Source organism: Rhodopseudomonas sp. BR0G17, assembly GCF_010907025.1.
Classification (GTDB): domain Bacteria; phylum Pseudomonadota; class Alphaproteobacteria; order Rhizobiales; family Xanthobacteraceae; genus Rhodopseudomonas; species Rhodopseudomonas palustris_H.
This window is the reverse complement of the sequence record NZ_QUML01000001.1, coordinates 198,695-220,956: the sequence shown is the minus strand read 5'-3', so window position 1 is coordinate 220,956 and position 22,262 is coordinate 198,695. Positions and strand designations below refer to the sequence as shown.

Annotated in this window: 26 protein-coding genes and 1 pseudogene; 17 read left to right on the top strand and 10 right to left on the bottom strand. The window is 64.6% G+C overall.

All coding sequences use genetic code 11. The annotated features are described in order from the left end of the window. The first annotated feature begins 198 nt into the window (after positions 1 to 198). Positions 199 to 951, top strand: a complete 753-nt coding sequence (locus tag DY467_RS01110; RefSeq protein ID WP_164633703.1) for an invasion associated locus B family protein — start codon at positions 199 to 201, stop codon at positions 949 to 951. 83 nt (positions 952 to 1,034) lie between these two features. Here the strand turns inward: DY467_RS01110 and DY467_RS01105 are convergent, their stop codons facing one another. Further along, positions 1,035 to 1,604, bottom strand: a complete 570-nt coding sequence (locus DY467_RS01105; RefSeq protein WP_164633702.1) for a hypothetical protein — start codon at positions 1,602 to 1,604, stop codon at positions 1,035 to 1,037. A gap of 135 nt (positions 1,605 to 1,739) precedes the next feature. Beyond that, positions 1,740 to 2,072 carry a heat shock protein HspQ gene (gene hspQ, locus DY467_RS01100; RefSeq protein ID WP_011158219.1) on the bottom strand — a complete coding sequence of 111 codons (333 nt, stop codon included), beginning with the start codon at positions 2,070 to 2,072 and terminating at the stop codon, positions 1,740 to 1,742. Positions 2,073 to 2,195: 123 nt separating this feature from the next. Here hspQ and DY467_RS01095 point away from each other — a divergent pair. Further along, positions 2,196 to 3,151: pseudogene (locus DY467_RS01095) on the top strand (AEC family transporter). A gap of 6 nt (positions 3,152 to 3,157) precedes the next feature. Here DY467_RS01095 and DY467_RS01090 read toward each other — a convergent pair. Beyond that, positions 3,158 to 4,354 (bottom strand): UbiH/UbiF family hydroxylase, encoded by a 1,197-nt coding sequence (locus tag DY467_RS01090; RefSeq protein WP_164633701.1) that lies wholly within the window; start codon positions 4,352 to 4,354, stop codon positions 3,158 to 3,160. Positions 4,355 to 4,487: 133 nt separating this feature from the next. Between DY467_RS01090 and pcsA the strand changes: the two genes are divergently transcribed. The 3 genes from pcsA to DY467_RS01075 all read left to right on the top strand — a co-directional run bounded on the left by pcsA (position 4,488) and on the right by DY467_RS01075 (position 6,991). Next, complete coding sequence (pcsA, locus tag DY467_RS01085; protein ID WP_164633700.1) at positions 4,488 to 5,222, top strand: phosphatidylcholine synthase; 735 nt, start codon at positions 4,488 to 4,490, stop codon at positions 5,220 to 5,222. Beyond that, positions 5,219 to 5,941 (top strand): TerC family protein, encoded by a 723-nt coding sequence (locus DY467_RS01080; RefSeq protein WP_164572467.1) that lies wholly within the window; start codon positions 5,219 to 5,221, stop codon positions 5,939 to 5,941. The genes pcsA and DY467_RS01080 overlap by 4 nt, the downstream gene beginning before the upstream one ends. Positions 5,942 to 6,016: 75 nt before the next feature. After that, the gene (locus DY467_RS01075; RefSeq protein ID WP_164633699.1) at positions 6,017 to 6,991 is read left to right on the top strand and encodes a quinone oxidoreductase family protein; all 975 of its coding nucleotides are present in this window, start codon (positions 6,017 to 6,019) and stop codon (positions 6,989 to 6,991) included. Positions 6,992 to 7,158: 167 nt separating this feature from the next. On the opposite strand, the gene rimO is transcribed toward DY467_RS01075, so the two are convergent. Further along, positions 7,159 to 8,484 (bottom strand): 30S ribosomal protein S12 methylthiotransferase RimO, encoded by a 1,326-nt coding sequence (gene rimO, locus DY467_RS01070; protein ID WP_164633698.1) that lies wholly within the window; start codon positions 8,482 to 8,484, stop codon positions 7,159 to 7,161. 230 nt (positions 8,485 to 8,714) lie between these two features. Here rimO and DY467_RS01065 point away from each other — a divergent pair, with 230 nt between their 5' ends. Beyond that, the gene (locus DY467_RS01065; protein WP_164633697.1) at positions 8,715 to 8,867 is read left to right on the top strand and encodes a hypothetical protein; all 153 of its coding nucleotides are present in this window, start codon (positions 8,715 to 8,717) and stop codon (positions 8,865 to 8,867) included. Positions 8,868 to 8,886: 19 nt separating this feature from the next. Here the strand turns inward: DY467_RS01065 and DY467_RS01060 are convergent, their stop codons facing one another. After that, the gene (locus tag DY467_RS01060; protein WP_164633696.1) at positions 8,887 to 9,801 is read right to left on the bottom strand and encodes a LysR substrate-binding domain-containing protein; all 915 of its coding nucleotides are present in this window, start codon (positions 9,799 to 9,801) and stop codon (positions 8,887 to 8,889) included. Between the two features lie 101 nt (positions 9,802 to 9,902). Here DY467_RS01060 and DY467_RS01055 point away from each other — a divergent pair, with 101 nt between their 5' ends. From DY467_RS01055 to DY467_RS01040, 4 genes are read left to right on the top strand one after another with little or no spacing between them, the layout of a single operon-like run. Further along, on the top strand, positions 9,903 to 10,859 hold the full coding sequence (locus DY467_RS01055; protein WP_011158227.1) for an ABC transporter substrate-binding protein: 957 nt from the start codon (positions 9,903 to 9,905) through the stop codon (positions 10,857 to 10,859). A gap of 7 nt (positions 10,860 to 10,866) precedes the next feature. Continuing rightward, positions 10,867 to 11,754, top strand: coding sequence for an ABC transporter permease (locus DY467_RS01050; protein ID WP_164633695.1), 888 nt, complete (start codon positions 10,867 to 10,869; stop codon positions 11,752 to 11,754). Next, complete coding sequence (locus DY467_RS01045) at positions 11,747 to 12,565, top strand: ABC transporter ATP-binding protein (protein WP_164633694.1); 819 nt, start codon at positions 11,747 to 11,749, stop codon at positions 12,563 to 12,565. The genes DY467_RS01050 and DY467_RS01045 overlap by 8 nt, the downstream gene beginning before the upstream one ends. A gap of 1 nt (position 12,566) precedes the next feature. Next, the gene (locus tag DY467_RS01040) at positions 12,567 to 13,418 is read left to right on the top strand and encodes an alpha/beta hydrolase (RefSeq protein ID WP_164633853.1); all 852 of its coding nucleotides are present in this window, start codon (positions 12,567 to 12,569) and stop codon (positions 13,416 to 13,418) included. 7 nt (positions 13,419 to 13,425) lie between these two features. Here the strand turns inward: DY467_RS01040 and DY467_RS01035 are convergent, their stop codons facing one another. Genes DY467_RS01035 through pxpB form a run of 3 tightly spaced genes read right to left on the bottom strand, consistent with a single transcriptional unit; the run spans position 13,426 to position 15,953 of the window. Further along, positions 13,426 to 14,190 carry a LamB/YcsF family protein gene (locus DY467_RS01035; RefSeq protein ID WP_164633693.1) on the bottom strand — a complete coding sequence of 255 codons (765 nt, stop codon included), beginning with the start codon at positions 14,188 to 14,190 and terminating at the stop codon, positions 13,426 to 13,428. Positions 14,191 to 14,217: 27 nt separating this feature from the next. Continuing rightward, positions 14,218 to 15,228, bottom strand: coding sequence for a 5-oxoprolinase subunit C family protein (locus DY467_RS01030; RefSeq protein WP_164633692.1), 1,011 nt, complete (start codon positions 15,226 to 15,228; stop codon positions 14,218 to 14,220). Next, positions 15,225 to 15,953, bottom strand: coding sequence for a 5-oxoprolinase subunit PxpB (gene pxpB, locus DY467_RS01025; protein WP_164633691.1), 729 nt, complete (start codon positions 15,951 to 15,953; stop codon positions 15,225 to 15,227). Before pxpB ends, DY467_RS01030 begins: the two co-directional genes overlap by 4 nt. 220 nt (positions 15,954 to 16,173) lie before the next feature. Between pxpB and DY467_RS01020 the strand changes: the two genes are divergently transcribed. The 6 genes from DY467_RS01020 (at position 16,174) to DY467_RS00995 (ending at position 19,928) form a co-directional block, all read left to right on the top strand. Further along, positions 16,174 to 16,887: a ribonuclease activity regulator RraA gene (locus DY467_RS01020; protein WP_107344616.1), complete on the top strand. Its 714-nt coding sequence runs from the start codon at positions 16,174 to 16,176 to the stop codon at positions 16,885 to 16,887. Positions 16,888 to 16,899: 12 nt separating this feature from the next. Continuing rightward, complete coding sequence (locus tag DY467_RS01015) at positions 16,900 to 17,307, top strand: (R)-mandelonitrile lyase (RefSeq protein WP_164633690.1); 408 nt, start codon at positions 16,900 to 16,902, stop codon at positions 17,305 to 17,307. Between the two features lie 131 nt (positions 17,308 to 17,438). Then, positions 17,439 to 18,329 (top strand): 4-hydroxy-tetrahydrodipicolinate synthase, encoded by an 891-nt coding sequence (gene dapA, locus DY467_RS01010; RefSeq protein WP_164633689.1) that lies wholly within the window; start codon positions 17,439 to 17,441, stop codon positions 18,327 to 18,329. 10 nt (positions 18,330 to 18,339) lie between these two features. Next, positions 18,340 to 18,819, top strand: a complete 480-nt coding sequence (gene mscL, locus DY467_RS01005) for a large conductance mechanosensitive channel protein MscL (RefSeq protein WP_164633688.1) — start codon at positions 18,340 to 18,342, stop codon at positions 18,817 to 18,819. Positions 18,820 to 18,853: 34 nt separating this feature from the next. Then, positions 18,854 to 19,327: an SsrA-binding protein SmpB gene (smpB, locus tag DY467_RS01000; RefSeq protein WP_107355732.1), complete on the top strand. Its 474-nt coding sequence runs from the start codon at positions 18,854 to 18,856 to the stop codon at positions 19,325 to 19,327. Between the two features lie 22 nt (positions 19,328 to 19,349). Next, positions 19,350 to 19,928, top strand: coding sequence for a peroxiredoxin (locus DY467_RS00995; protein WP_164633687.1), 579 nt, complete (start codon positions 19,350 to 19,352; stop codon positions 19,926 to 19,928). 128 nt (positions 19,929 to 20,056) lie between these two features. Here the strand turns inward: DY467_RS00995 and DY467_RS00990 are convergent, their stop codons facing one another. Both DY467_RS00990 and DY467_RS00985 read right to left on the bottom strand, forming a co-directional pair. Beyond that, positions 20,057 to 20,731: a uracil-DNA glycosylase gene (locus DY467_RS00990; protein ID WP_164633686.1), complete on the bottom strand. Its 675-nt coding sequence runs from the start codon at positions 20,729 to 20,731 to the stop codon at positions 20,057 to 20,059. 5 nt (positions 20,732 to 20,736) lie between these two features. Further along, positions 20,737 to 21,387, bottom strand: coding sequence for a LabA-like NYN domain-containing protein (locus DY467_RS00985; protein WP_011158241.1), 651 nt, complete (start codon positions 21,385 to 21,387; stop codon positions 20,737 to 20,739). Between the two features lie 346 nt (positions 21,388 to 21,733). On the opposite strand from DY467_RS00985, the gene rpoZ reads away from it, so the two are divergent. Further along, complete coding sequence (gene rpoZ, locus DY467_RS00980) at positions 21,734 to 22,126, top strand: DNA-directed RNA polymerase subunit omega (RefSeq protein ID WP_011158242.1); 393 nt, start codon at positions 21,734 to 21,736, stop codon at positions 22,124 to 22,126. Positions 22,127 to 22,262: the final 136 nt, after the last annotated feature.

Sequence of the window (22,262 nt, the reverse complement as noted above, 5' to 3'; positions counted from 1 at the left end):
GCGGCTGGAAACCGGTGCCGGGGGATTGTTGCCATTGATCTTTGCGTTCGCCAATGTATTGAAGGCGGGCAGTCGATGATGCCCACCGGCTCGTCACGTAACCGCCTCAATTGGCACCGAGACAGCGGCCAAACGGACCGCTGTCAGCTCCAGCGTCGCAGGTTGGGGTGCGCGACCGTTTCAGAAAGGGTTTTCCGAATGAAGTCTTGCAACTTGGTCGCGTCGGCCGGGCCGCGCGGGCGGGCCTTCGCCCTGCTGGCAGCGACCGCGTTCGCGGCGTTGACCATCGCTCCCGCCGCGCAGGCCCAGCAGCCGGCGCCTCCGAAGGCAGCCCCCAAGGCGGCGCCAAAGGCAGCCCCGGCGCCTGCGCAGCAGGCTCCCGCGCAGGGACAGCCTGAGCAGCAACAGGTTCAGCTGATCTACGCGCCCTGGACCAAGTTCTGCCTCAAGGGGCAGGACGCCAACGCCAAGCAGGTGTGCTTCACCGGTAAGGACGGCCGTATCGAATCCGGTCAGCCGGTGATCGCCGCTGTGATCATCGAGCCGGAAGGCGAGCCGAAGAAGATCCTGCGCGTGACGCTGCCGCTCGGCATGCAGCTCGTGCACGGCACCCGCATCATCGTCGACAGCAACGCGCCGCAGCAGAGCCCGTATGTGATCTGCTTCGCCAACGGCTGTATGTCGGACTACGAAGCGACGCCGGATCTGATCAATCAGCTCAAGAAGGGCCAGAACCTGATCGTCCAGGCGATCAATTCCAACGGCGCGCCGCTGACGCTGCCGCTGCCGCTGGCCGAGTTCGCCAAGGCCTATGACGGCCCGCCGACCGATCCGAAGCAGTTCGAAGAGACCCAGAAGAAGCTGCAGGAAGAGCTGCAGAAGCGCGCCGAAGAGCAGCGCAAGAAGCTGGAAGCTCAGGCTCCGGCCGGCGCCAACCCGGCTGCCAAGTAAACACGCGACTGCAATCGCAAAATGCAAAGGGCGCCCCGGTGGCGCCCTTTCTGTTTTCTGCGTACTCGCCTGCGCTGCTGCGGTCAGCCGGTGACGGTTGCCATCACGGACAACTGGGTTGCCGCGTCGATGCCGCGGGCCTCCATGGCATTCTTCAGCAGCGGCGCGTCACAGCCGTGATCGCGCATCCAGCGGGCGATTATTTCGGCGCGATCCTTTCGATCACGGCAGAGTTCGGTCGCCAGCCGCAGTTCGGGCGCCACCACCGCAACGCGCGTGTTGCCCACGGCGATCTCGGAACAGTGCGTCCAGGGGCCGCTGCCGAAAGCCTCGATGAAAGTGGACTGCGACGGAGACTCGACGGTGCTGGCATCGACCTGAACGCCGCCCACCTCGAACGCCGCGTAATACTGCACGCAACAGGGCATACAGGTCGGCGGGCTCAGGCATCGGTAGGCGGCAAGCGCCCGCGCGAAGGTGTCGACATCGCTGCGTGTGGGCATGAGGAAGTCGACGTCGCGGGGCTCGATCGGCACTCCGCGCAGCAGGTCCGCGGCGGTGCCGATTAGGCGGTAGTCGAAGCCGCCCTCCCGTTTCGCCAAGCTCAGCACAGTCGTAAGGGTCTGGCGCAAAAGCTCCGGCGTCAGCGTCATGAGAGCTCCTTCCCACGACAGCCTAGCAGGGATGTGGCTCTCTGCGCTTTTGTGCTTTCGCGTGAGACGGCGCTTTCCGGGAATCCGTCCCGGCTGGGCGGGTCGATGCGTCGATCGAAACCGCGCCGTTCCCGATTAGTTCAGCGACGGATTACGCGGCCGGTAGCCGCCGGACTTGTCCTTGATGAAGATCTCGGCGACCTGGGAATGCCGGATAGGCTCGCCGGAATCGTCGGGCAGCAGATTCTGCTCCGACACGTAGGCGACGTATTCCGACTCCGCGTTCTCCGCCAGCAGGTGGTAGAACGGCTGGTCCTTGCTCGGCCGCACCTCTTCGGGAATTGCCAGCCACCATTCCTCGGTGTTGGCGAATTCCGGATCGATGTCGAACACCACCCCGCGGAACGAGAAGATCCGGTGGCGGACGATCTGACCGATCTGAAATTTAGCGGTTCGCGTTTTGATCATGGGAGTCGGATAGACCAGCTTGGCGGCGGACGCTAGTGGTAAACCGGCGACTCTGCTCCGCGGTGGTTCACCCGGGGTTTCCCTGATACCGGTAGGTTCCAACGCCCCGCTGCCGCATTTTGCATGATCGATATTCTCAACCTCGCTCTGCCGTATTTCGGCCTGATCTTCGTCGGCTTCGCCTGCGGACGCTTGAAGAAATTGCCCGAACAGGGCCTGGTTTGGATGAATTTCTTCCTCGTCTTCGTCTCGCTGCCGGCGCTGTTTTTCCGGATCATGTCGAAGACGCCGTTCGAAGAACTGAACAACCTACCGTTCGTGCTGGCGACCACGCTGGCGACCGCGATTGCCTTCTTCCTGTCAGGGGTGCTCGGCCGGCTGATCGGCAAGCTGTCGATGCGGGAAGCGACGATGGCGGCGCTGTCCGGCGGCTACGGCAATATCGGCTATATGGGGCCGGGGTTGGCGTTGTCGGTGCTTGGCACACAGGCGGCGGCGCCGACCGCCCTGATCTTCTGCTTCGACACGATCTTTCTGTTTTCGATCGTGCCGCTTGGCATGGCGCTCACCGCTGCCGACAAACGGCCGCTGATCCCGACCATCATCGCGGTGCTGCGGGAGATCCTGTTCCACCCGCTGATCGTCGCCGCCTATTGCGGAGCGGCGGCGGCCGCGTTCCATGTCGAGCTGCCGGTGGCAATCGACAAGATGTTGCTGTTCCTGCAGAACGCGGCGGCGCCGGTGGCGCTGTTACGCTCGGCGTTACTGTGGCGCTGCGGCCATTCGGCCGGGTGCCGTGGGAGATCCCCAGCCTGGTGGCGGTCAAGCTGCTGCTGCACCCGGTGATCGTGTTTTGTCTGATATTGGCGTTCGGGCCGTTTTCGCCCGAATGGGCGGCAACTGCGGTGCTGATGGCGTCACTGCCGCCGGCGCTGAACGTGTTCGTGATCGCCCGGCAATACAATACGTGGGTCGAGCCCGCGTCGGTCGCGGTGTTGATCGGAACCTTCATGTCGGTGGTGACGCTCACCACCGTGATGTGGCTGATCCGCACCGGGCAGATCCCGTTCCCGGGCTAGCCGTGCTCAGATCGAGCGCCAGAACGGCGACAGCCCCTCGCGCATCGCGAACCGGCGGATCGGGGCAACCGAACTGATCAGATGCATCCCCGCCGCCCGCAGCATCTGCGCGGGTAAGAGATCGCTGAGCAGGGTGCGGTTGGCGATGTCGATCGCGGCGGTGCGGCTGGCGATGTCGGGCCCGCGGCTGCGGCCATAGCGCGCCATCACGGCGTCCGAGCCGATATCCGTGCCGTTCGCCAGCGCGTCGCGCACGATCTCGGCAAGGTCGCCGGCATCCCGCAGCCCCATATTCAACCCCTGCGCCCCGATCGGGGGCACGACGTGAGCGGCTTCACCAACCAAGGCGATGCGTCGCTGCGCATAAGCGGCCGGTTTCTCGATCGCCAGCGGAAACAGATTGCGGCCGGGCTCGACGGTCATTTTGCCGTAGATCGACTGTGACTGCTTCTCCGCCGCAGCCGACAATTCGTCGTCGGACAGCGCCATCAGCCGCTGCGCTTCCTTCGGTGAGGCGACCCAGACGATGCTCATCCGACGGCCCGGCAGCGGCACGAATACGCACGGGCCTTCCTTGGTGTGAAACTCGGTCGAGACGTTGTCGTGGGAGCGGGTGGTCTTGACGTTGAACGTCAGCGCCGACTGATGCAGGGCGCGGCTGCTCACCTTGATGCCGGCGGCCTCGCGGCACTGCGACTGGCGGCCATCGGCGCCGACCACCAGCTTGGCCGAGATGGTCCGACCGCCGCGGATCCGAACGATCACTTCGTCGTCGCCCGGCACGACCGATTCAGCTTCATCGTCGAAACGCTGCAGGTTCGACAGCTCGGCCGCGCGTTCTTCGAGGCCGACCAGCAGGGCACGGTTCTCGATGTTGTAGCCGAACGCGTCCATGCCGATTTCATCGGACGCGAACTTCACTTCGGGAGCCCGGATCAGCCGGCCGGTATCGTCCACCAGCCGCATCGACCGCAGCGCGGCGGCCTTGCTCGAGCAGCGGCGCCAGACGTCAAGTCGGTCGAGAATGTCGATCGAATCGCCCAGCAGAGCCGTGGTGCGATTATCGCCGTAGGGCACCAACCGCGCGATCAGTGCGGTGGCAGCGCCGGTCTCGGCAAGCGCGATGGCGGCGGTGAGGCCGGCGGGACCGCCGCCGACAATGATGGCGTCGTAGCTGTTAGGCTCGATCAGGCTCTGGGTCATGGCACGGACAATTGCTCTCGTCAGCGACGATTTCAAGTCCGCCGCGAAACATTAACGTTTCCGGCGGTTTGCGCGACGGAACGCCGCAACTGATTGTGCAGACCGGTACCCAACCTGATATGCACGAGGCCCGATGACCCAGCTGGACCCTTCGCCATTGCCGCCCGGATCGGGCACACGCCGCGCCGCCGCGCTCGGCGTGCACCTGTTTACGGCCGCAGGGGCTGCGATCGCATTGCTCGCGATGCTGGAAGCCGTCCGCCAGCATTGGGCCGGGATGTTCGCCTGGCTCGGGCTGGCGCTGCTGATCGACGCGATCGACGGCCCGCTAGCGCGGCGCCTGGACGTCGCAAGGTTGCAGCCGGACTGGTCGGGCGACGTGCTCGATCTGGTGGTCGATTTCGTCACCTACGTGTTCGTGCCGGCCTATGCGATCACCGCGAGTGGTCTGCTATTGCCGATCGCAGCGCCGCTGCTCGGCATCGGCATCGTGATCAGTTCGGCGATGTACTTCGCCGACCGACGGATGAAGACCGACGATAATCACTTCCGCGGCTTTCCGGCGCTGTGGAACGCAGCAGCGTTCTATCTGTTCTTGCTGCACCCGCCGGCGATCGTCGGTAGCCTGGGAATAGCAGCCTTGATCGTTCTGACCTTTGTGCCACTTCGTGTGGTGCATCCCGTGCGTGTTGCGCGGTTGCGCGCCTTGACGCTTGCGCTGCTGGCGCTGTGGGCGGTGCTCGCTGCCTATGCAATTGTCCGCGACTTCGAAGTCCCGCTACCGGTTACCATCGCGCTGTGCGCGGTCGCCCTCTATGTCTGCCTTGCCGATAGTGTCATCCGCTTATTCCGACGAGCCCCCCGATGATCGAATTGTTGTCCAGTCCCGAAGCCTGGGCCGCGCTGCTCACTCTGACGGCGCTCGAAATTGTCCTCGGCATCGACAACGTCATCTTCCTGTCCGTGCTGGTGTCCCGTATCCCCGAGCCGCGGGCGACCCGCGCGCGCCAGATCGGCCTCGGCCTGGCGCTGCTGTTCCGGCTCATGCTGCTCAGCGTGCTGGTGTGGCTGATCGGGCTGACGGCGCCGGTGTTCAGCATCGCCGATAGGGCGTTCTCCTGGCGCGATATCATCCTGATCCTCGGCGGCCTGTTTCTGATCGCCAAGGCGACCCACGAGATTCATGCCGAGGTCGAGGCCAAGGACGGCGAGGCGCAAGCCTCGACCGCCGATCGGGCGTTCTTCTGGGTGATCGTGCAGATCGTGGTGGTCGACCTGGTGTTTTCGATCGACTCGATCATCACCGCGATCGGCATGGCGCAGGACATCGAGATCATGGTCGCGGCGGTGCTGATCGCGATGGCGGTGATGTATGTCTCGTCCGGCCCGGTGGCACGATTCGTCTCTGAACACCCGACCACCAAGATGCTGGCTCTGGCGTTCCTGGTGCTGATCGGCGTGGCGCTGGTGGCCGATGGTTTCGCGTTTCACATCCCACGCGGCTACATCTACTTCGCCATCCTGTTCTCGGCCGCGGTGGAGTTCTTCAACGTGCTGGCCAAGCGTAACCGCGCCAAGCCGCGGTGACGCCGTGCGCCGCCGGTTGACAAGGCCGGGGCGATGGCATTCCGTGACGCTGACAATAGACCTGAGGGGACGATAATGGCGAAGGCGGTGCGGGTGCATCAGGTGGGTGGACCGGAGGTTCTGGTCTACGAGGACGTCGAGCTGCCGCCGCCGGGCGAGGGCGAGGTCCGCATCCGCCAGCACGCGGTCGGCCTCAACTTCATCGACGTGTATTTCCGCACCGGACTCTACAAAGCGCCGTCGCTGCCATTCGTGATTGGGAACGAGGCGGCCGGTGAGGTCGTCTCGGTCGGACCGCACGTCACCAATTTCCATCCCGGCGACCGCGTCGCGTACTACGCGAATCTCGACGGCTATGCCACCGAGCGCAACATCGAAGCCGCCAAGCTGGTGAAGCTGCCCGACCACATCACCTACGAGCAGGGCGCCGTGCTGATGCTCAAGGGCCTGACGGTGTGGTACCTGCTGCACAAGACCTTCAAGGTCGAGCCCGGCCACCGCGTATTGATCCACGCTGCCGCCGGCGGCATCGGCCTGCTCGCGTGCCAATGGGCGCGTGCGCTCGGCGCGCATGTCATCGGCACCGTCGGCTCCAAGGCCAAAGCCGATCTGGCGCTGGCCAATGGCTGCGATCACGTCATCCTGTACAACGAAGAAGACTGGGTCGCGCGGGTCAAGCAGATCAGCCGCAATGAGCTGTGCGACGTGGTCTATGACGGCGTCGGCAAGGCGACGTTCCCCGGCTCGCTGAAATGCATCAAGCCGCGCGGGCTGTTCGTGTCGTTCGGCAACGCCTCAGGCCCAGTGCCGCCGTTCCCGCTCACCGAGCTCAACAATCACGGCTCGCTGTTCGCGACCCGTCCGAAGCTGAACGACTATATCGGCACGCGGAAGGAGCTGATCGAGGGGGCCGACACGCTGTTCTCGGCCGTGATCGAAGGCAAGCTGCACGTCCCGATCAACCACGCCTATGCGCTGAAAGACGCCGCCAAGGCGCATGTCGATTTGGAAGGGCGTGTGACGACCGGTGCTTCGATTTTGAAGCCGTAAGGTCGCACGACGTCACCCCACAACGATCCGTCACCCTCCGCGAAGGCGGAGGGCCCAGTATTGCAGAGCGCTGGTGTAGAGCAATCAGCTCTCTGCAATACTGGATCGCCCGGTCAAGCCGGGCGATGACGTTACGCTGGTGATGTAGCTCGGCGGCTAACAGGTTCTCAGAACCCCGCCACGGTGCCGTGCAGGTCGTACGCGTCGGCGCGGTCGATCTTGGCGGTGACGATTTCGCCGACGCGCAAGGGGCGGCGGCTCGACAGGTAGACGGCGCCGTCGATGTCCGGTGCGTCGGCTTTGGAGCGGCCTTTGGCGACGGTCGGGCCGATCTCATCGATGATCACCTGCTGACGGGTGCCGACCTTGCGCTTCAGACGGCGGGCGGAGATCGCCTGCTGCCGCGCCATCAGCCTGTTCCAGCGCTCCTGCTTGACCTCGTCCGAGATCTGATCGGGCAGGGCGTTGGACGGTGCGCCGGCGACCGGTTCGTATTTGAATGCGCCGAGACGATCGATTTCTGCTTCGTCCAGCCATTCGAGCAGGAACTCGAAATCGCGCTCGGTCTCCCCAGGGAAGCCCACGATGAAGGTCGAGCGCAGCGCCAGATCTGGGCACTGCTCGCGCCAGCGCTTGATCCGGTCCAGCGTCTTGTCCTGCGCGGCCGGGCGCTTCATCAGCTTCAGCACGTCGGGGCTGGCGTGCTGGAACGGGATGTCGAGATAGGGCAGTACCTTGCCGTCCGCCATCAAGCCGATCACCTCGTCGACATGCGGATACGGATAGACGTAGTGCAGCCGCACCCAGGCGCCGAGCTCGCCGAGCTCGCTTGCCAGATCGAGGAATTTGGCGCGGACGCTGCGATCCTTCCAGGGGCTCTCGGCGTACTTCACATCGACGCCGTAGGCCGAGGTGTCCTGCGAGATCACCAGCAGCTCCTTGACGCCGGCAGCGACCAGCTTCTCGGCTTCTCGCAGCACGTCGCCGGCGGGGCGCGATGCGAGATCGCCGCGCAGCTTCGGGATGATGCAGAAGCTGCAGCGATTGTTGCAGCCCTCGGAGATCTTCAAATACGCGTAGTGCCGCGGCGTCAGCCGCACGCCCTGCGGCGGCACCAGGTCCAGATGCGGGTTGTGAAGCGCCGGCCGCGCCCGGTGCACCGCCTCGAGCACGCTTTCATATTGCTGCGGTCCGGTGATCGACAGCACGCCGGGGTAGGCGGCTTCGATCTGCTCCGGCTCGGCGCCCATGCAGCCGGTGACGATCACCTTGCCGTTGGCCGCCATCGCTTCGCCGATCGCCGCCAGCGATTCCTGCTTGGCGCTGTCAAGAAAGCCGCAGGTGTTGACGATCACGAGGTCAGCGCCGTCGTGCTTGCGCGCCAGTTCGTAACCCTCTGCGCGCAACCGCGTGATGATGCGCTCGGAATCGACCAGAGCCTTGGGGCATCCCAGCGAAACAAAACTGATCTTGGGCGCGGTGGCCTGCTGCATGGTCGAACTGCCTGGATTGGGGTGTGAGAGGAGCTAAACCGGATCGGCGGCGCTGGCAAGGCGGGCCGGAACTCGGTTGGGCGAGAAGAATGCTCTTTGGCGAGGTTCCGGAAGAGGCGAATTTTTCCGGTTCCGGGACCCGCGCAGCGGGCCCGTTGTTATTTCGGCGGCCGTCTTGCGGAGGACGACGGTCAGGCCTTTCTTGTTCGGCGGAACCAGGAGACGGACCGGTGCGACACCAGCCTCATTTGCAGTCCGCGACAGCCCAACGGCTTCGGTCGTGGTCGGCGTTCGCCGTCGATATTCACGTCCTGATGCTCGGCGCAGCATTCGGCCTGATCGGCGCGATTGTGATCGCCGCCCCGCATCTGCGGCTGCCCTGATCGTTTCGTTCAACGGCTACTACTCGTGTGAACCGCTGCCCGCCTGGGTTCGCACGAAACGCGCCGCGGGAGCGAGCGCTGAATTTGCGAAATGCCGGACGATCACGCTGGCGAGCGCCTGTGCCGCAGGATTGGAGCTTCGCGCCGAGCGGTAGAGCACCAAATCGACTTTCGGCAGGGCTGGGAACGTATCACCGCGGCCGAGCATACGCATCCCCGGCAGCACCGAGCTCTTGCCAACAACGCTGACCGCGATCCCTGAGAACACCGCCGCCTGAATGCCGCTGATGCTCTCGCTGATGCAGCTCAGGCGCCAGATCCGGCCAATGCTCTCGAGCGCCGCGAGACCGAAATCGCGGAAGATGTTCCCAGGCGGCAACATCGCCAGCGGCACTGGGTTTTCGAGGTGTACTGAGCTTCGCTCAGACACTACCCAGACCAGTTCTTCCTGCGCCACCAACTCGCCGACCTTGAACGCGGGCATCCCCGTGACGATCGCCAGATCAATCTCCGCGCGTTCGACCGACGCCATCAGCTTGCTCGACAGCGCGCATTTCAGCTCGACATCGACGTTCGGGTAGGCGCTGCGGAAGTCCGCCAGGATCCCCGGCAGCAGATAAGCGGCGTAGAGATCAGGCATCCCGAGCACGACCACGCCGTCGAGTTTCGGTGCGGCGAGGCGGGCGCGTAGTTCGTCCTGCAAGCCCATGATGGTGCGCGCATAGCCGAGCACCAGCTCACCATGATTAGTCAGCACCAGCTTTCGGCCGACCTTGGTGAACAGCGGTGCTCCGGTCGCTTCCTCCAGCCGGTTGAGCTGCAGGCTGACGGCCGGCTGGGTCCGGCCCAGCCGCCGCGACGTTTCCGAAAAGCTGCCGGTTTGAACCAGCACGATGAAGGTCTGAAGCAGGCGTAGGTCGAGTGGGGCGAGCATGGTTCTATTAAGCCAGCTTATAAAACCGATATAAACAATAAATTTCTGATGTTGTTGCGTCGCACCTACAGTGGCTTGCCGGGATCAGCAGCGAGGAAGCCATGCACAACAGCACCAGACGCCACTTCATCCGCCTTGCGGTGACCGCGACAGCGCTTGCCGCCACCAGCCTGACAGCGCTTGCGGAGGATCGCGTCATCAAGGTCGGGACCTTGAAGCTGATCCACGGCATCACGCCGTACTTCTACGAGAAATTCGTGCCGGCGGGCGTCAAGGTGGTGGTGGTGCCATTTGAAAGCCCGACCGATGGCAAGAACGCCGTGGTCACCGGCTCGGTCGATTTCGGCATCTTCGGTCTCGCCGCGGCTACCCTCGGCGGCGCCAACGGCGAACCCGTGGTGGTGGTCGGCGCGGCCTGCAATCGTGGCATGGCCGTGGTGGCCGGCAAGGACTCCGGCATCGCCAGCATCAAGGATCTGAAGGGGAAGAAGGTCGCAATCTGGCCGGGCTCGACCCAAGAGGTCGTCATCCTCGACCGGCTGGCCGCTGAGGGCATGTCGATCAAGGACATTCAGGCGGTCCGCGTCTCGTTCAGCGATATGGCTCCGGCGTTGGCACGCGGTGACATCGACGCCTACGTGGGCGCCGAGCCGGCAGCAGGTATCAGCCTCGCCAGCGGCGTCGGCAAGATCGTCGAGTATCCGTATTCGACGCCGACCGGTTCGCTGAACATGGTGCTCAGCACCCGGCGCGAGCTGATCGAGAAAGACCCCGAACTGATCCGCACGCTGCTGAAGGTACATCGCAAGGCCAGCGAATTTGCGATGAGCAACCGAGACGCCTTCGTCGAGATGGCGATGCAGAAGCTCGGCCAGCAGAAGGCGTCGATCGAGCAGGCGGCGCCGAACGTCGAGCTGACCTGGAACATCGATGATCAGTTTCTAAAGCAGGCGCAGTATTACGGCGCCCAGATGCTCGACAAGAAGCAGATCCGGCAGCTCCCCGATTACAAGACCTTCATCGATCCAAGCTTCATCAAGGCCATCTCGGCGTCGTGAGCGACAGATGAGCTTGGAAAGTACGGTCTCCCCATCCGCCATGAGTGGCCCCGCAATCACCAAGGCTGCCGCGACTGTACGCGGCAGCAGCACCAGACAGGTCGCCAAACTCACAGCCAGGCTCCGCACCGCCGCCCTTGCGCTGATCGTGCCGCTCGGTCTGCTGCTGGTATGGGACCTGATGGTGCGTTGGACAGGGACGCGGCTGGTTCCGCCGCCCTCCGGCGTCGCGACGATGATGTGGGATTTCGCCTTCGGCGGAATCTACGACGATGCCTATAGCGGCAGCCTGCCGATCCATTTCTGGAAGTCGGTGCAGCGCGTGTATGGCGGCTTCTTCCTGGCGGCGCTGCTCGGGATTCCGCTCGGGCTGATGATCGGCCGGATTCCGCTGCTGCGTGCGCTGCTCGATCCGACGCTCGCCCTGCTGCGGCCGATCCCGGTCACCGCCTGGCTGCCGCTGTCGATGATTTTCTTCGGCCTTGGGCCGAAGTCGGCGGTGTTCCTGGTGTTCCTCGGCGCGTTCTATCCGATCCTGCTCAACACCGTGTTCGGCGTGAAATCGGTCGATGTGCGGCTGTTCGAGGCGGCCGGGATGCTGGGCTGCAGCGGTCCGCAACTGTTCAGATCCGTGGTGCTGCCGGCGGCGCTGCCGAGCATCTTCAACGGCCTCCGGCTTGGCGCGTCATTCGCCTGGATCCTGATCGTGGTCGGCGAGATGACCGGCGTGCCCGAAGGTCTCGGCGCCGTAATCATGGATGGCCGCACCCTGTCGCGCACCGACCTGGTCATCACCGGGATGATCATCATCGGCATCACCGGATTCCTGTCGGACCGCATCCTGGTGTCCCTCAGCAATTACTTCCTGCGCTGGAGTCCGCAGCATCATGCTTGATCAAACCACCCATCGCGACGCGCCGCCGGTGATCCTGGAGGTCAGCGGGCTCAACAAGACCTATCAAGCCTCGAACGGCCCGGTCGAAGCGCTGCGCAGCGTCGATCTGACGGTGCGCAAGGGCGAGTTCATCTGCCTGCTCGGCGCCTCCGGCTGCGGCAAGTCGACCCTGCTGCGGATCATCGCCGGCTTCGAGCAGGCGACCCAGGGTTCAGTCGGGGTGTACGGCTGCGAGGTGAGGGGACCTGGCCCCGATCGCGGCATGGTGTTTCAAGACTACGCGCTGTTTCCGTGGCTGACGGTGCGGCAGAACATCGGCTTCGGCCCCAGCCATCGCCGCGTCGCGGCGCAGGAAGTCGACAAACTGACCGATCGGTTCATGGCGATGGTCGGGCTCACGGCATTCGCAGACCGCTATCCGCACCAGCTTTCCGGCGGCATGAAGCAGCGCGTGGCGATTGCCCGTGTGCTCGCCAACGATGCCGACATCCTGTTGATGGACGAGCCGTTCGGTGCGCTCGACGCGCTGACCCGCGCAGCGCTGCAGGAAGAGCTGATCGAGATCTGGCGCAGCACCCAGCTGACCGTGATCTTCGTCACCCATTCGGTCGAGGAGGCGGTTCTGCTCGCCGATCGGGTCGTGGTGATGAGCTCGTCGCCGGGCCGGATCGACCAAGACGTCGAAATCGAGTTGCCTCGGCCGCGCGATGTGGCGTCGGTGGAATTCAACAGGCTTCGGCGCAGCATCACGCAGCAACTGACCAGCCATGTCGGCGCAGGCCGCAAGGTTGCAGCGACGGCGGATTCCTGACGTGGACGTTGCAGCCCCCCACACGTCGCGATCGGTCTATCGCGGGATGGATCGTGCGGCTCTCGATGCCGCCTACAACAACAGCGCGGCAGTAGTCGACAGCCCGCAATGGCTGGAACGCTGGCGCGAGCGTAGCGCTGTCCGCCGCGCCGGTCCCGGAGCGCGGCTCGATATCCCGTATGCGGATCGCGAGCGGACTTCGCTCGACTATTTTGGCTCCGGCGAAACCGGCGCGCCGCTGCTGGTGTTTCTGCACGGCGGCTATTGGCAGCGCAATTCGAAGGAGATGTTCTCCTTCGTCGCCGATGGGCCGAATGCGCACGGCATTGATGTCGCCGTGGTCGGCTACACGCTGGCACCGACGGCGCGGCTGTCGGACATCGTCGCCGAGGTCGATCTAGTGCTCGACGTGCTCGCCGCCGACACCGAGCGCTTCGGCTTCGACCGGCGCAGGCTGGTGGTCAGCGGGTGGTCCGCGGGCGGGCATCTCGCATCGGTCGCGAGCGCGCATTCCGCGGTCCGAGGCGTGGTGTGCATCAGCGGCATCTTCGATCTCGAGCCGATTGCCCTGTGCTATCTCGACGAAGCACTGCGCCTCGACCGGCAGGAGATCGAGATCCTGAGCCCGATCCGGCGCACCCGCCTTGGCACGGCGCCACAGTCGCTGGTGGTCGGCGGCGACGAGTTGCCCGAACTGCAGCGTCAGTCGCTGGACTATTCCAACGTCGCTGCGCGGGCAGGACTGCCCATCACTCTGAGCATCCTGCCGCGGCATCACCACTTCTCCATTCTGGATGAATGGAACGCGGACGGCGCGCTCACCGCCGAGCTGCTGGCCCTGATCGGGGCGTAGCTACGCGTCAGGTGCCGGCAAAGGGCGCGACGGTGATGCCGCTGGCTTCCAGCTTGCGGCGGACGCCGCGCGCGATCTCGACCGCGCCTTTGGTATCGCCATGGATGCACACTGTGTCGGTGCGCATCTTGATCACCTTACCGGTGACGGAGACGACAGCGCCGTCCTGCGCCATCCGCAGCACGCGTTCGGCGATCTCATCGGGGTCGTGCAGCACCGCGCCGGGCTTCTTGCGCGACACCAGATTGCCGTCGTCCTCATAGGCCCGATCGGCAAACACCTCGTGCGCCAGCGGCAGACCGGCAGCTTCGCCGGCAACCATCAGTTTCGAGTTCGCCAGCACGACGAACACCAGCGACGGATCGACCGCCTTGATCGCTGAGGCAATCGCGCGTGCGGTCATGTCGTCTTCGCAGGCGACGTTGGACAGCGCGCCGTGCGCCTTAACGTGGGTGACCTTGTGGCCGACGAGAGCCGCGACCGCCTGCAGCGCGCCGATCTGATAGGCGACGAGGTTTTCGATCTCTGCGGCTGTGATTCCCGGCACTGGCCGGCGGCCGAAACCGTGCAGGTCGCGGAAGCCCGGATGCGCGCCGATCGCGACGCCGTTTTGCTTCGCGAGCTTGACGGTTGCATGCATGATGTCCGGATCGCCGGCGTGGAATCCGCAGGCGATGTTGACGCTGGTGGCGATCTGCATCATCGCCGCATCGTCACCCATCTGCCAGACGCCAAAGCCTTCGCCGAGGTCGCAGTTCAGATCGATCTTCATCCCGATTGGTCCCGTCGTCAGATTCGATTACTCCGCCGCCAGTGCGTCGATCGCCGCACCGGCGACGTTGGCGGAGAGCAGCGCATCGAGGTCGATGGTGGCGTGCTGCGCGTCGCGCAGCCGGTCAGGCAGCGAGCGGATCAGCTTGGCGATCGCGCGGTAAGCCTCCTGAGCTTCGTCGACGCTGACCGCCTGAAAGCGGAACGGCCGGCCGGGCTGGCGCTGCGCCAGCCGCCCGAGATCGGCCGAGATCACCGTGGCAATCTTCGGATAGCCGCCGCTGGTGCCCCGATCGGGCATCAGCACGATCGGCTGGCCCGAGCCGGGCACCTGGATGCTGCCGTCGACGGTGCCGTCCGAGACGATGTTGTGGCCGTGGAGATGAGAGATCTGCGGACCGTCGAGCCGATAGCCCATGCGGTCGCTGGTCGCCGAGATCGTCCATTCGCCGGCCAGGAACGTCTCGACCGCGTCGCCGAACTCATCGTTCTGCGGACCGAGGACGACGCGGATCGGCGCGTCTTGTTGCTCGGGCAGGTCGAGGCGGCGTTCGAGCGCCGGCGCCGCGGACTTGACCTCAATGGTATCGCCGGCCTGCAGCGGCCGCGGGTAGGGGCTGCCCAGACCGGCGCGCGCGTTGAGAGCAAGACTGCCGAACATCGGCTCGCCGCAGACGCCGCCTTCAATTCCCAGATAGCTGAATACGCCGCCACGCGCGACGCCGACGGTGAGGATCTGGCCTTCTGTGAGGGTGAACGACTCGTTGAATGCCAGCGGCTTGCCGTCCAGCGCGGCTGGCCGCTCGGCGCCTGTCAGCGCCAGCCGCACCGCGCCGTCGCGGACGCTCAGTTTCGCGCCGAGCGGGCCGAGTTCGATCGCCGCCGCGAACGCGCTGTTGCCGACCAATACGTTGGCGGCGGCCAGCGACAGCCGGTCCATCGCACCGCTCGGCGGCAGACCGTAACGCTGCGCGCCGTGGCGCCCGGCATCCTGCACCGAGGTGGCCGGGCCGACGCTATCGATCACAAGCTTCGTCATGCGCTCAGCAGTTCCGCGACGACTTCACCATGGGACGCTGCATCGTCGCGCTCGGCGAACTCCTTGGCGTCGATCTGCGCGAAGCTGATGGCGTCGCCAGGTTCGAGCAGAAAGATCGGCTCGCGATGCAACTGATAAGTCCGCACCGGCGTGCGGCCGAGCAGGTGCCATCCGCTCGGTCCGGCCAGACATTGGATACCGGTCTGGATGCCGCCGACCGAAATCGTGCCGGCCGGAGTGTGCAGTCGCGGCGCTTGCCGCCGGGGCATCGCCAGAGCCGGATCGAGGCCAGAAAGATACGACCAGCCCGGTGTGAAGCCGATCATGGCGACGCGATAATCGCCGGCGGCGTGGCGCGCGACCAGTGCATCCGGTGTGGTGTTCAAAGCCTGCGCCGCATCCTCCAGATCGATGCCGTGCTCGCCGCCGTAACACACCGGAATCCGCCAGCGCCGCTTGGCTGCGGTCTCGCTTGCGTCGGGCGTCTGCGCGAGCGTTACGAGTTGATCGGATAGTGCGCCGAAGCCGATCGTCTCCGGATCGTAATGCACCAGAAGCGACCGATAGGTCGGCACGGTTTCGACGATGCCGGAGATCGGAGCTTGCTTCAGCTTGCGATCGAGCGCCAGCACGCGACGATTAGCTTCATCACTGATATCGCGGCCGAACTCGACGGTGATCGCGGTGTCACCGCTCGGCAGCATCCTGGGAGGTGGGGTGGTCATGCTTCAACGATCTCACAAAGCTACCGGCAGCGATAGCGCCTTTTCCGAGCGCCTGAAAAGCACTTCGCAACTCATGCGAGGTCGATAAGTCGGCGACTTTGAAGGTGATAAATTGCGATGATCGCCATGCGCTGGAGAGAGCTGCTGATCGCAGGGTTGCGTCTTGACGCGGCAGTCGCGGCCCGCAAGATGCGCCGACAATCACTGGAGCTCTCTCTTCATGTCACTGACCCCGGAAGCCATCGACATCCTGTCGCGCGTTTCGACCGCGACCATCACCACGGTGCTGCTGAAGAAGGGGCTCCGCAACGTCTGGATGCGCGGCGCGCGGCCGCTGCGGCCGGGTGCGACGCGGTTGGTCGGTGAGGCGTTCACGCTGCGCTTCGTGCCGGCGCGCGAGGATCTGGCGACGCCCGAGTCCTGGGCCTCGCCGATCTCGACCCGCGCGGCGATCGAGGCGATGCCGGAAGGCTGCATCGCCGTGGTCGACGCCATGGGCATCAAGGACGCCGGCATCTTCGGCGACATTCTCTGCGCCCGCATGGTCAAGCGCGGCATCAAGGCGCTGATCACCGACGGCGTGGTGCGCGACCTCGAGGGCGTGCTGGGCACCGGTCTGCCGGTGTGGTGCGACGGCGCGGCTGCGCCGCCCTCGGTGGCCGGCCTGACTTTCGTCGGCTGGGACCAGCCGATCGGTTGCGGCGGCGTCGCGGTGTTCCCGAAGGACGTCATCGTGGCGGACCAGGATGGTGCGGTGCTGATCCCGCAGGCGCTGCTCGACCACGTGCTCGCCGAGGGCCCGGAGCAGGAGCGGATGGAAGGCTGGATCGTCGAGGAGGTCAACAAGGGCGCGGTGCTGCCCGGCCTGTATCCGATGAACGCCGAAACCAAGGCGCGCTACGCCGCGTTCAAGGAGAAGGCCGACAAAACCTAAGGAGCCTGGTCGATGGACATCTTCGCGGCGGGCTCACGCTCGACCCAGCGGGCGCCCAAGGACTATTTCACCGGCACGGTGTGGCAGGACCCGATCGTTGCCGCGCCGGCGCCGGCGCGGCTGGCTGCCACGCGCGTGGCGTTCGAACCGGGCGCGCGCACCGCGTGGCACACCCATCCGCTCGGCCAGACGCTGTATGTCGTGACCGGTGTCGGCCGGATTCAGACCGAAGGCGGCCCGGTGCGGGAGATCCGCGCCGGCGACGTTGTGTGGATTCCGCCGGGCGAGAAACACTGGCACGGAGCCTCGCCGACCAACGGCATGACCCATATTGCGATGCAGGAGGCGCTGGACGGCAGTTTCGCCACTTGGATGGAGCATGTCTCCGACGACGATTACGCCGTCGCGCCGTCCGCCTGAGATCCGCGGCCACCGCCGATCAGAATCCTCAAAACCGCCGGTTTCTCCGCCGATGGGACCCTTTCCCGTCGGGTGGGGACTCGGTATGAAGGGCGCTTCGTTGCAAGGTGGCGGGCGTTGAGGAGAATAGAATGGCAGCCAAGACGAAATTTCGGGGGTCGTTTACCGCCTTGGTCACGCCGTTCAAAAATGGCGCGCTCGACGAACAGGCGTTTCGCAGCTTGGTGAACTGGCAGATCGAGCAGGGTACCCACGGCCTGGTGCCGGTCGGAACCACCGGCGAGAGCCCGACGCTGAGCCACGAGGAGCACCACAAGGTGGTGGAGTGGTGCATCGCGGAGGCCAACGGCCGCGTTCCGGTGATCGCCGGCGCTGGCTCCAACTCGACTCGCGAAGCGGTCGAGCTCGCGCGCCACGCCGAGAAGGCCGGCGCCGATGCCGTGCTTGTGGTGACGCCGTACTACAACAAGCCGACCCAGGAAGGCATGTATCAGCACTTCAAGGCCGTGAACGATGCGATCGGGATTCCGATCATCATCTACAACATTCCGCCGCGGTCGGTCGTCGACATGTCGGTCGACACCATGAGCCGGCTGTACGAGCTCGACAACATCGTCGGCGTCAAGGATGCGACCGCCAATCTTGGCCGTGTGTCGCAGCAGCGCCACGCAATGGGTCCCGATTTCATCCAGCTCTCGGGCGAGGATATGACCGCGCTGGCCTATATGGCGGCCGGCGGCCACGGCTGCATCTCGGTGGTGTCGAACGTCGCGCCGAAGCTGTGTTCGGATTTGATGGGCGCGGTGTTCGCGGGCGACTATCCCGGCGCGCTGAAGATCCAGGACCGTCTGGTGCCGCTGCACGACGCCGTGTTCAAGGAGCCGGGCGTCGCCGGTGCCAAGCATGGCCTGACGCTGCTCGGCCGTATTCAGGAAGAGGTCCGGCTGCCGCTGATGCCGGTGACCGAACCGACCGGCAAGACGATCCGTGCGGCGATGGTGCACGCAGGAGTCATCAACTGACAGGGAGCGCATGAACAGCACCGATTCCGTCCGTCACTTCGAGCAGAAGGGCTCGAGGCTTCTCAAGGAATTTCGCGATTTCGCGATGAAGGGCAATGTCGTCGACCTCGCGGTCGGCGTCATCATCGGTGCAGCGTTCGGCGCGATCGTGACCTCTCTGGTCGGCGACGTGATCATGCCGATCATCGGAGCGGTTACCGGCGGGTTGGATTTCTCCAATTACTTCACGCCGCTGTCGAAGTCGGTCACGGCGGGCACGCTGGCCGATGCGAAGAAGCAGGGTGCGGTGCTCGCCTGGGGCAATTTCCTCACGGTGACGCTGAACTTCCTGATCGTCGCGGCGGTGCTGTTTGCGGTGATCCGGTCGCTGAACAAATTGAAGCAACAGGCGGAAGAGGCCAAGTCGCCGCCGCCGACCCCGACCCGGCAGGAAGAACTGCTGACCGAGATCAGGGATTTGTTGAAGAAGGGCGCCGGTCCGTCGCCATAGGTGACGACGACCGCGCCGACAGGAATCGCCCAAAATGGCCGAGAAGAACGAACGCCCGATCAAGGTGGTCGCGGAGAACCGCAAGGCGCGGTTCAACTACGCGATCGACGACACCGTCGAGGCCGGCATTGCGCTGACCGGCACCGAGGTGAAGTCGATCCGCAACGGCAAGACCACGATCGCGGAGTCCTATGCGGACGCCCGCGGCAGCGAAATCTGGCTGATCAACGCCAATATTCCGGAATATCTGCAGGCCAACCGCTTCAATCACGAGCCGAAGCGGCCGCGCAAGCTGCTGCTGCATCGCAAGCAGATCAACAAGCTGATCGGTGCGGTCGAGCGCGAAGGCATGACGCTGATTCCGCTCAAGCTGTATTTCAACGAACGCGGCCGTGCCAAGCTGCAGCTCGCCCTCGCCAAGGGCAAGAAGCTGCACGACAAGCGCGAGACCGAAAAGAAGCGCGATTGGAGCCGCGAGAAGGGCCGTCTGCTGCGGTCGCGCGGCTGAGCGGGTTCTGAGGGAGGCGGCCATGACCAAGCAGCCAGATCTTCTCAAGGTCGATTGGAGCGCAATCCCTGCACCGGACGATGATGGCGCCGCCGCGCATCTGCCGGGCGCCGTGATCCCGTCTGTCGTTCTGCCGGCGACTGATGGTGGCTCCGTGACGCTGTCGTCGCTGCCGGGGCGGATCGTGCTGTTCATCTATCCGCGGACGGGCGTGCCCGGTCAAATCAGCCTGGTTGAGGACTGGGACATGATCCCCGGTGCGCGTGGCTGTACGCCGCAGACCTGTTCGTTCCGCGATCTGTTCGCCGAGTTGAAGGCCGCCGGCGCCAATGCGGTGTTCGGACTGTCGACGCAATCGACCGCTTATCAAACCGAGATGGCGACCCGGCTGCATCTGCCGTTTGCGGTGCTGTCCGACGACAGCCTCGCGCTGACCCGTGCATTGAACCTGCCGACGATGCAGGTCGCCGGCATGACGCTGCTCAAGCGCATGGCGCTGATCATCGACGACGGCCGGATCAGCCATGTGTTCTATCCGGTCTTCCCGCCGGATCGAAACGCCAGCGACGTCCTGGAATGGCTCAAGGGCAATCGGCGCTAGTTAGCAGTCGCGGATGCCCATCCCCCGTCATTGCGAGCGAAGCGAAGCAATCCAGAGGCCTCAGAACGTGTGGCCTCTGGATTGCTTCGTCGCTTCGCTCCTCGCAATGACAATTCGTTCTGATCCAACTACGCGTCGAGATCAGCCCGCACCCGCGCGAACACATCGCGAAACATCTGAGTCGTCAGGACGCCGGTGTTCGTGTTGTAGCGCGAGCAGTGGTAGCTGTCGTAGAGGCGCAGCCGGCCGGCGTCGTGCACGGCGCCGTGGCCGAACGGGGCCTGGGCGGCGCGGAGGCCAAGCGCCTTCAGCGTTGAATCATGGGCGATGCGTCCGAGCAGGACGATCGCGCGCAGCTTCGGCATTGCCTCGATCGTGGCGATCAGAAAGCGCCGGCAGGTGTTGATTTCGATCGGCAACGGCTTGTTCTGCGGCGGCACGCAACGCACCGCGTTGCTGATCCGGCAACCGATCAATTGCAGCCCGTCGTCGGGTCTGGCCTGATAGTGGCCTTTGGCGAAGCCGTAGTCGATCAGCGTGGCGTAGAGCAGGTCGCCGGCATAGTCGCCGGTGAACGGTCTGCCGGTGCGGTTGGCGCCTTGCAGGCCCGGCGCAAGGCCGACAATCAGAAGCGAGGCGTCGACGTCGCCGAAGGACGGGACGGGCGCGTTGAACCAGCCCGGTTCGCGTGCGCGGGCTTCGCTGCGGAATTCAGCGAGACGCGGGCAGAACGGGCAGTCGCGGTCAGGGTCGGTGAGGGAGGTCGGGACGCGGGGCCCGGAGCCCCGCGTCAACGTCGGCATAGACCTTAGTCTTCGAAGTCGTCAGCGCCGGCGCGCGACGCCAAGGCAGTGGGCCGCTGCAGGAACTGCGGCGCGTGGTGACGCGGTTCGCGGGGCTCTCGCGGTTCCCGCGGCGGCGGGCGGTCGGCCGGATCCCGGCCGATCTTCGATTGCAGCTCGACCAGATCGGTAAAGATGTCGGCCTGGCGGCGGAGCTCGTCGGCGATCATCGGCGGCTGGCTGGAAATCGTCGAAATCACGGTGACGCGGACGCCACGGCGCTGCACGGCTTCCACCAGCGAGCGGAAGTCGCCGTCGCCCGAGAACAACACCATCTGATCGATGTGTTCGGCCAGCTCCATGGCATCGACAGCAAGCTCGATGTCCATGTTGCCTTTGACCTTGCGGCGGCCGGAGGCGTCGATGAATTCCTTGGTCGCCTTGGTGACGACGGTGTAGCCGTTGTAGTCCAGCCAGTCGATCAGCGGGCGGATCGACGAGTATTCCTGATCTTCGATGATCGCGGTGTAGTAGAAGGCGCGGACCAAATTGCCGCGGCTTTGAAATTCCTTCAGCAGCCGCTTGTAGTCGATGTCGAAGCCGAGAGTCTTTGCGGTTGCGTAAAGGTTGGCACCGTCGATGAACAGCGCAATTTTGTTACTGGAGGAAGTGGACATCAAGATCTCTCATGTGTCTGTTGTCAGCTTCTTGGCGCAACGGAAATAGCTGCGCAGCTCAAGTCAATTTTTGCACGAATAGCCGTCGCGCTGGGCAACCGGCACAAACTTCAACCGCACGAAGCATCAGCCGGTATTCTATACTTTTCTTTCTGAAAAGAAGCCTTTTGTTGTCGGACTCGTGTTCGTCCGAGTTGGCCAGTGGCCGGCCGTCCCGGAATGTCGGGTGCATTATCAGAGTGGGGCTGATCGGCCAAATGACAAATTGCTGCTTGCGAAAGCCGCCTTCGCGCTATAGGTAGCGGTCTAACCCCGATTTTGGTCCTATTGAACGGAGCGACTGGCCATGGCGCGCGTCACCGTGGAAGACTGCATTGACAAGGTCGACAACCGGTTCGACCTCGTCCTGTTGGCCGCTCATCGCGCCCGCATGATCTCGTCCGGCTCGCCGCTCACGATCGATCGCGACAACGACAAGAACCCCGTTGTTTCGCTTCGCGAAATTGCCGATCAGACGATCTCGCCGGAAGACCTCAAGGAAGAGCTGGTGCACTCGCTGCAGAAGTTCGTCGAGGTCGATGAGCCGGAACCCGATACCGTTCCGCTGATTGGCTCGGCCGGCGCCAGCGTCGATGCCGACGACACCGAAGTGGCGATGGAGCGGATGACCGAGGAAGAGCTGCTCAAGGGTCTGGAGGGCCTGGCGCCCCCGGAAGAGCAGCCCGAGGAAGACGAATAAGCCCTACGGCGGCTTTGCACGTTTCCGTGATGCTCTGCAAAAACGGCTCGGATCGCTTCCGGGCCGTTTTTCGTTTTCGAAGGAGATTCGGGTGCACACGGAACAGTGTCCGGCGCATTGCTGCCCTGACCTAAAC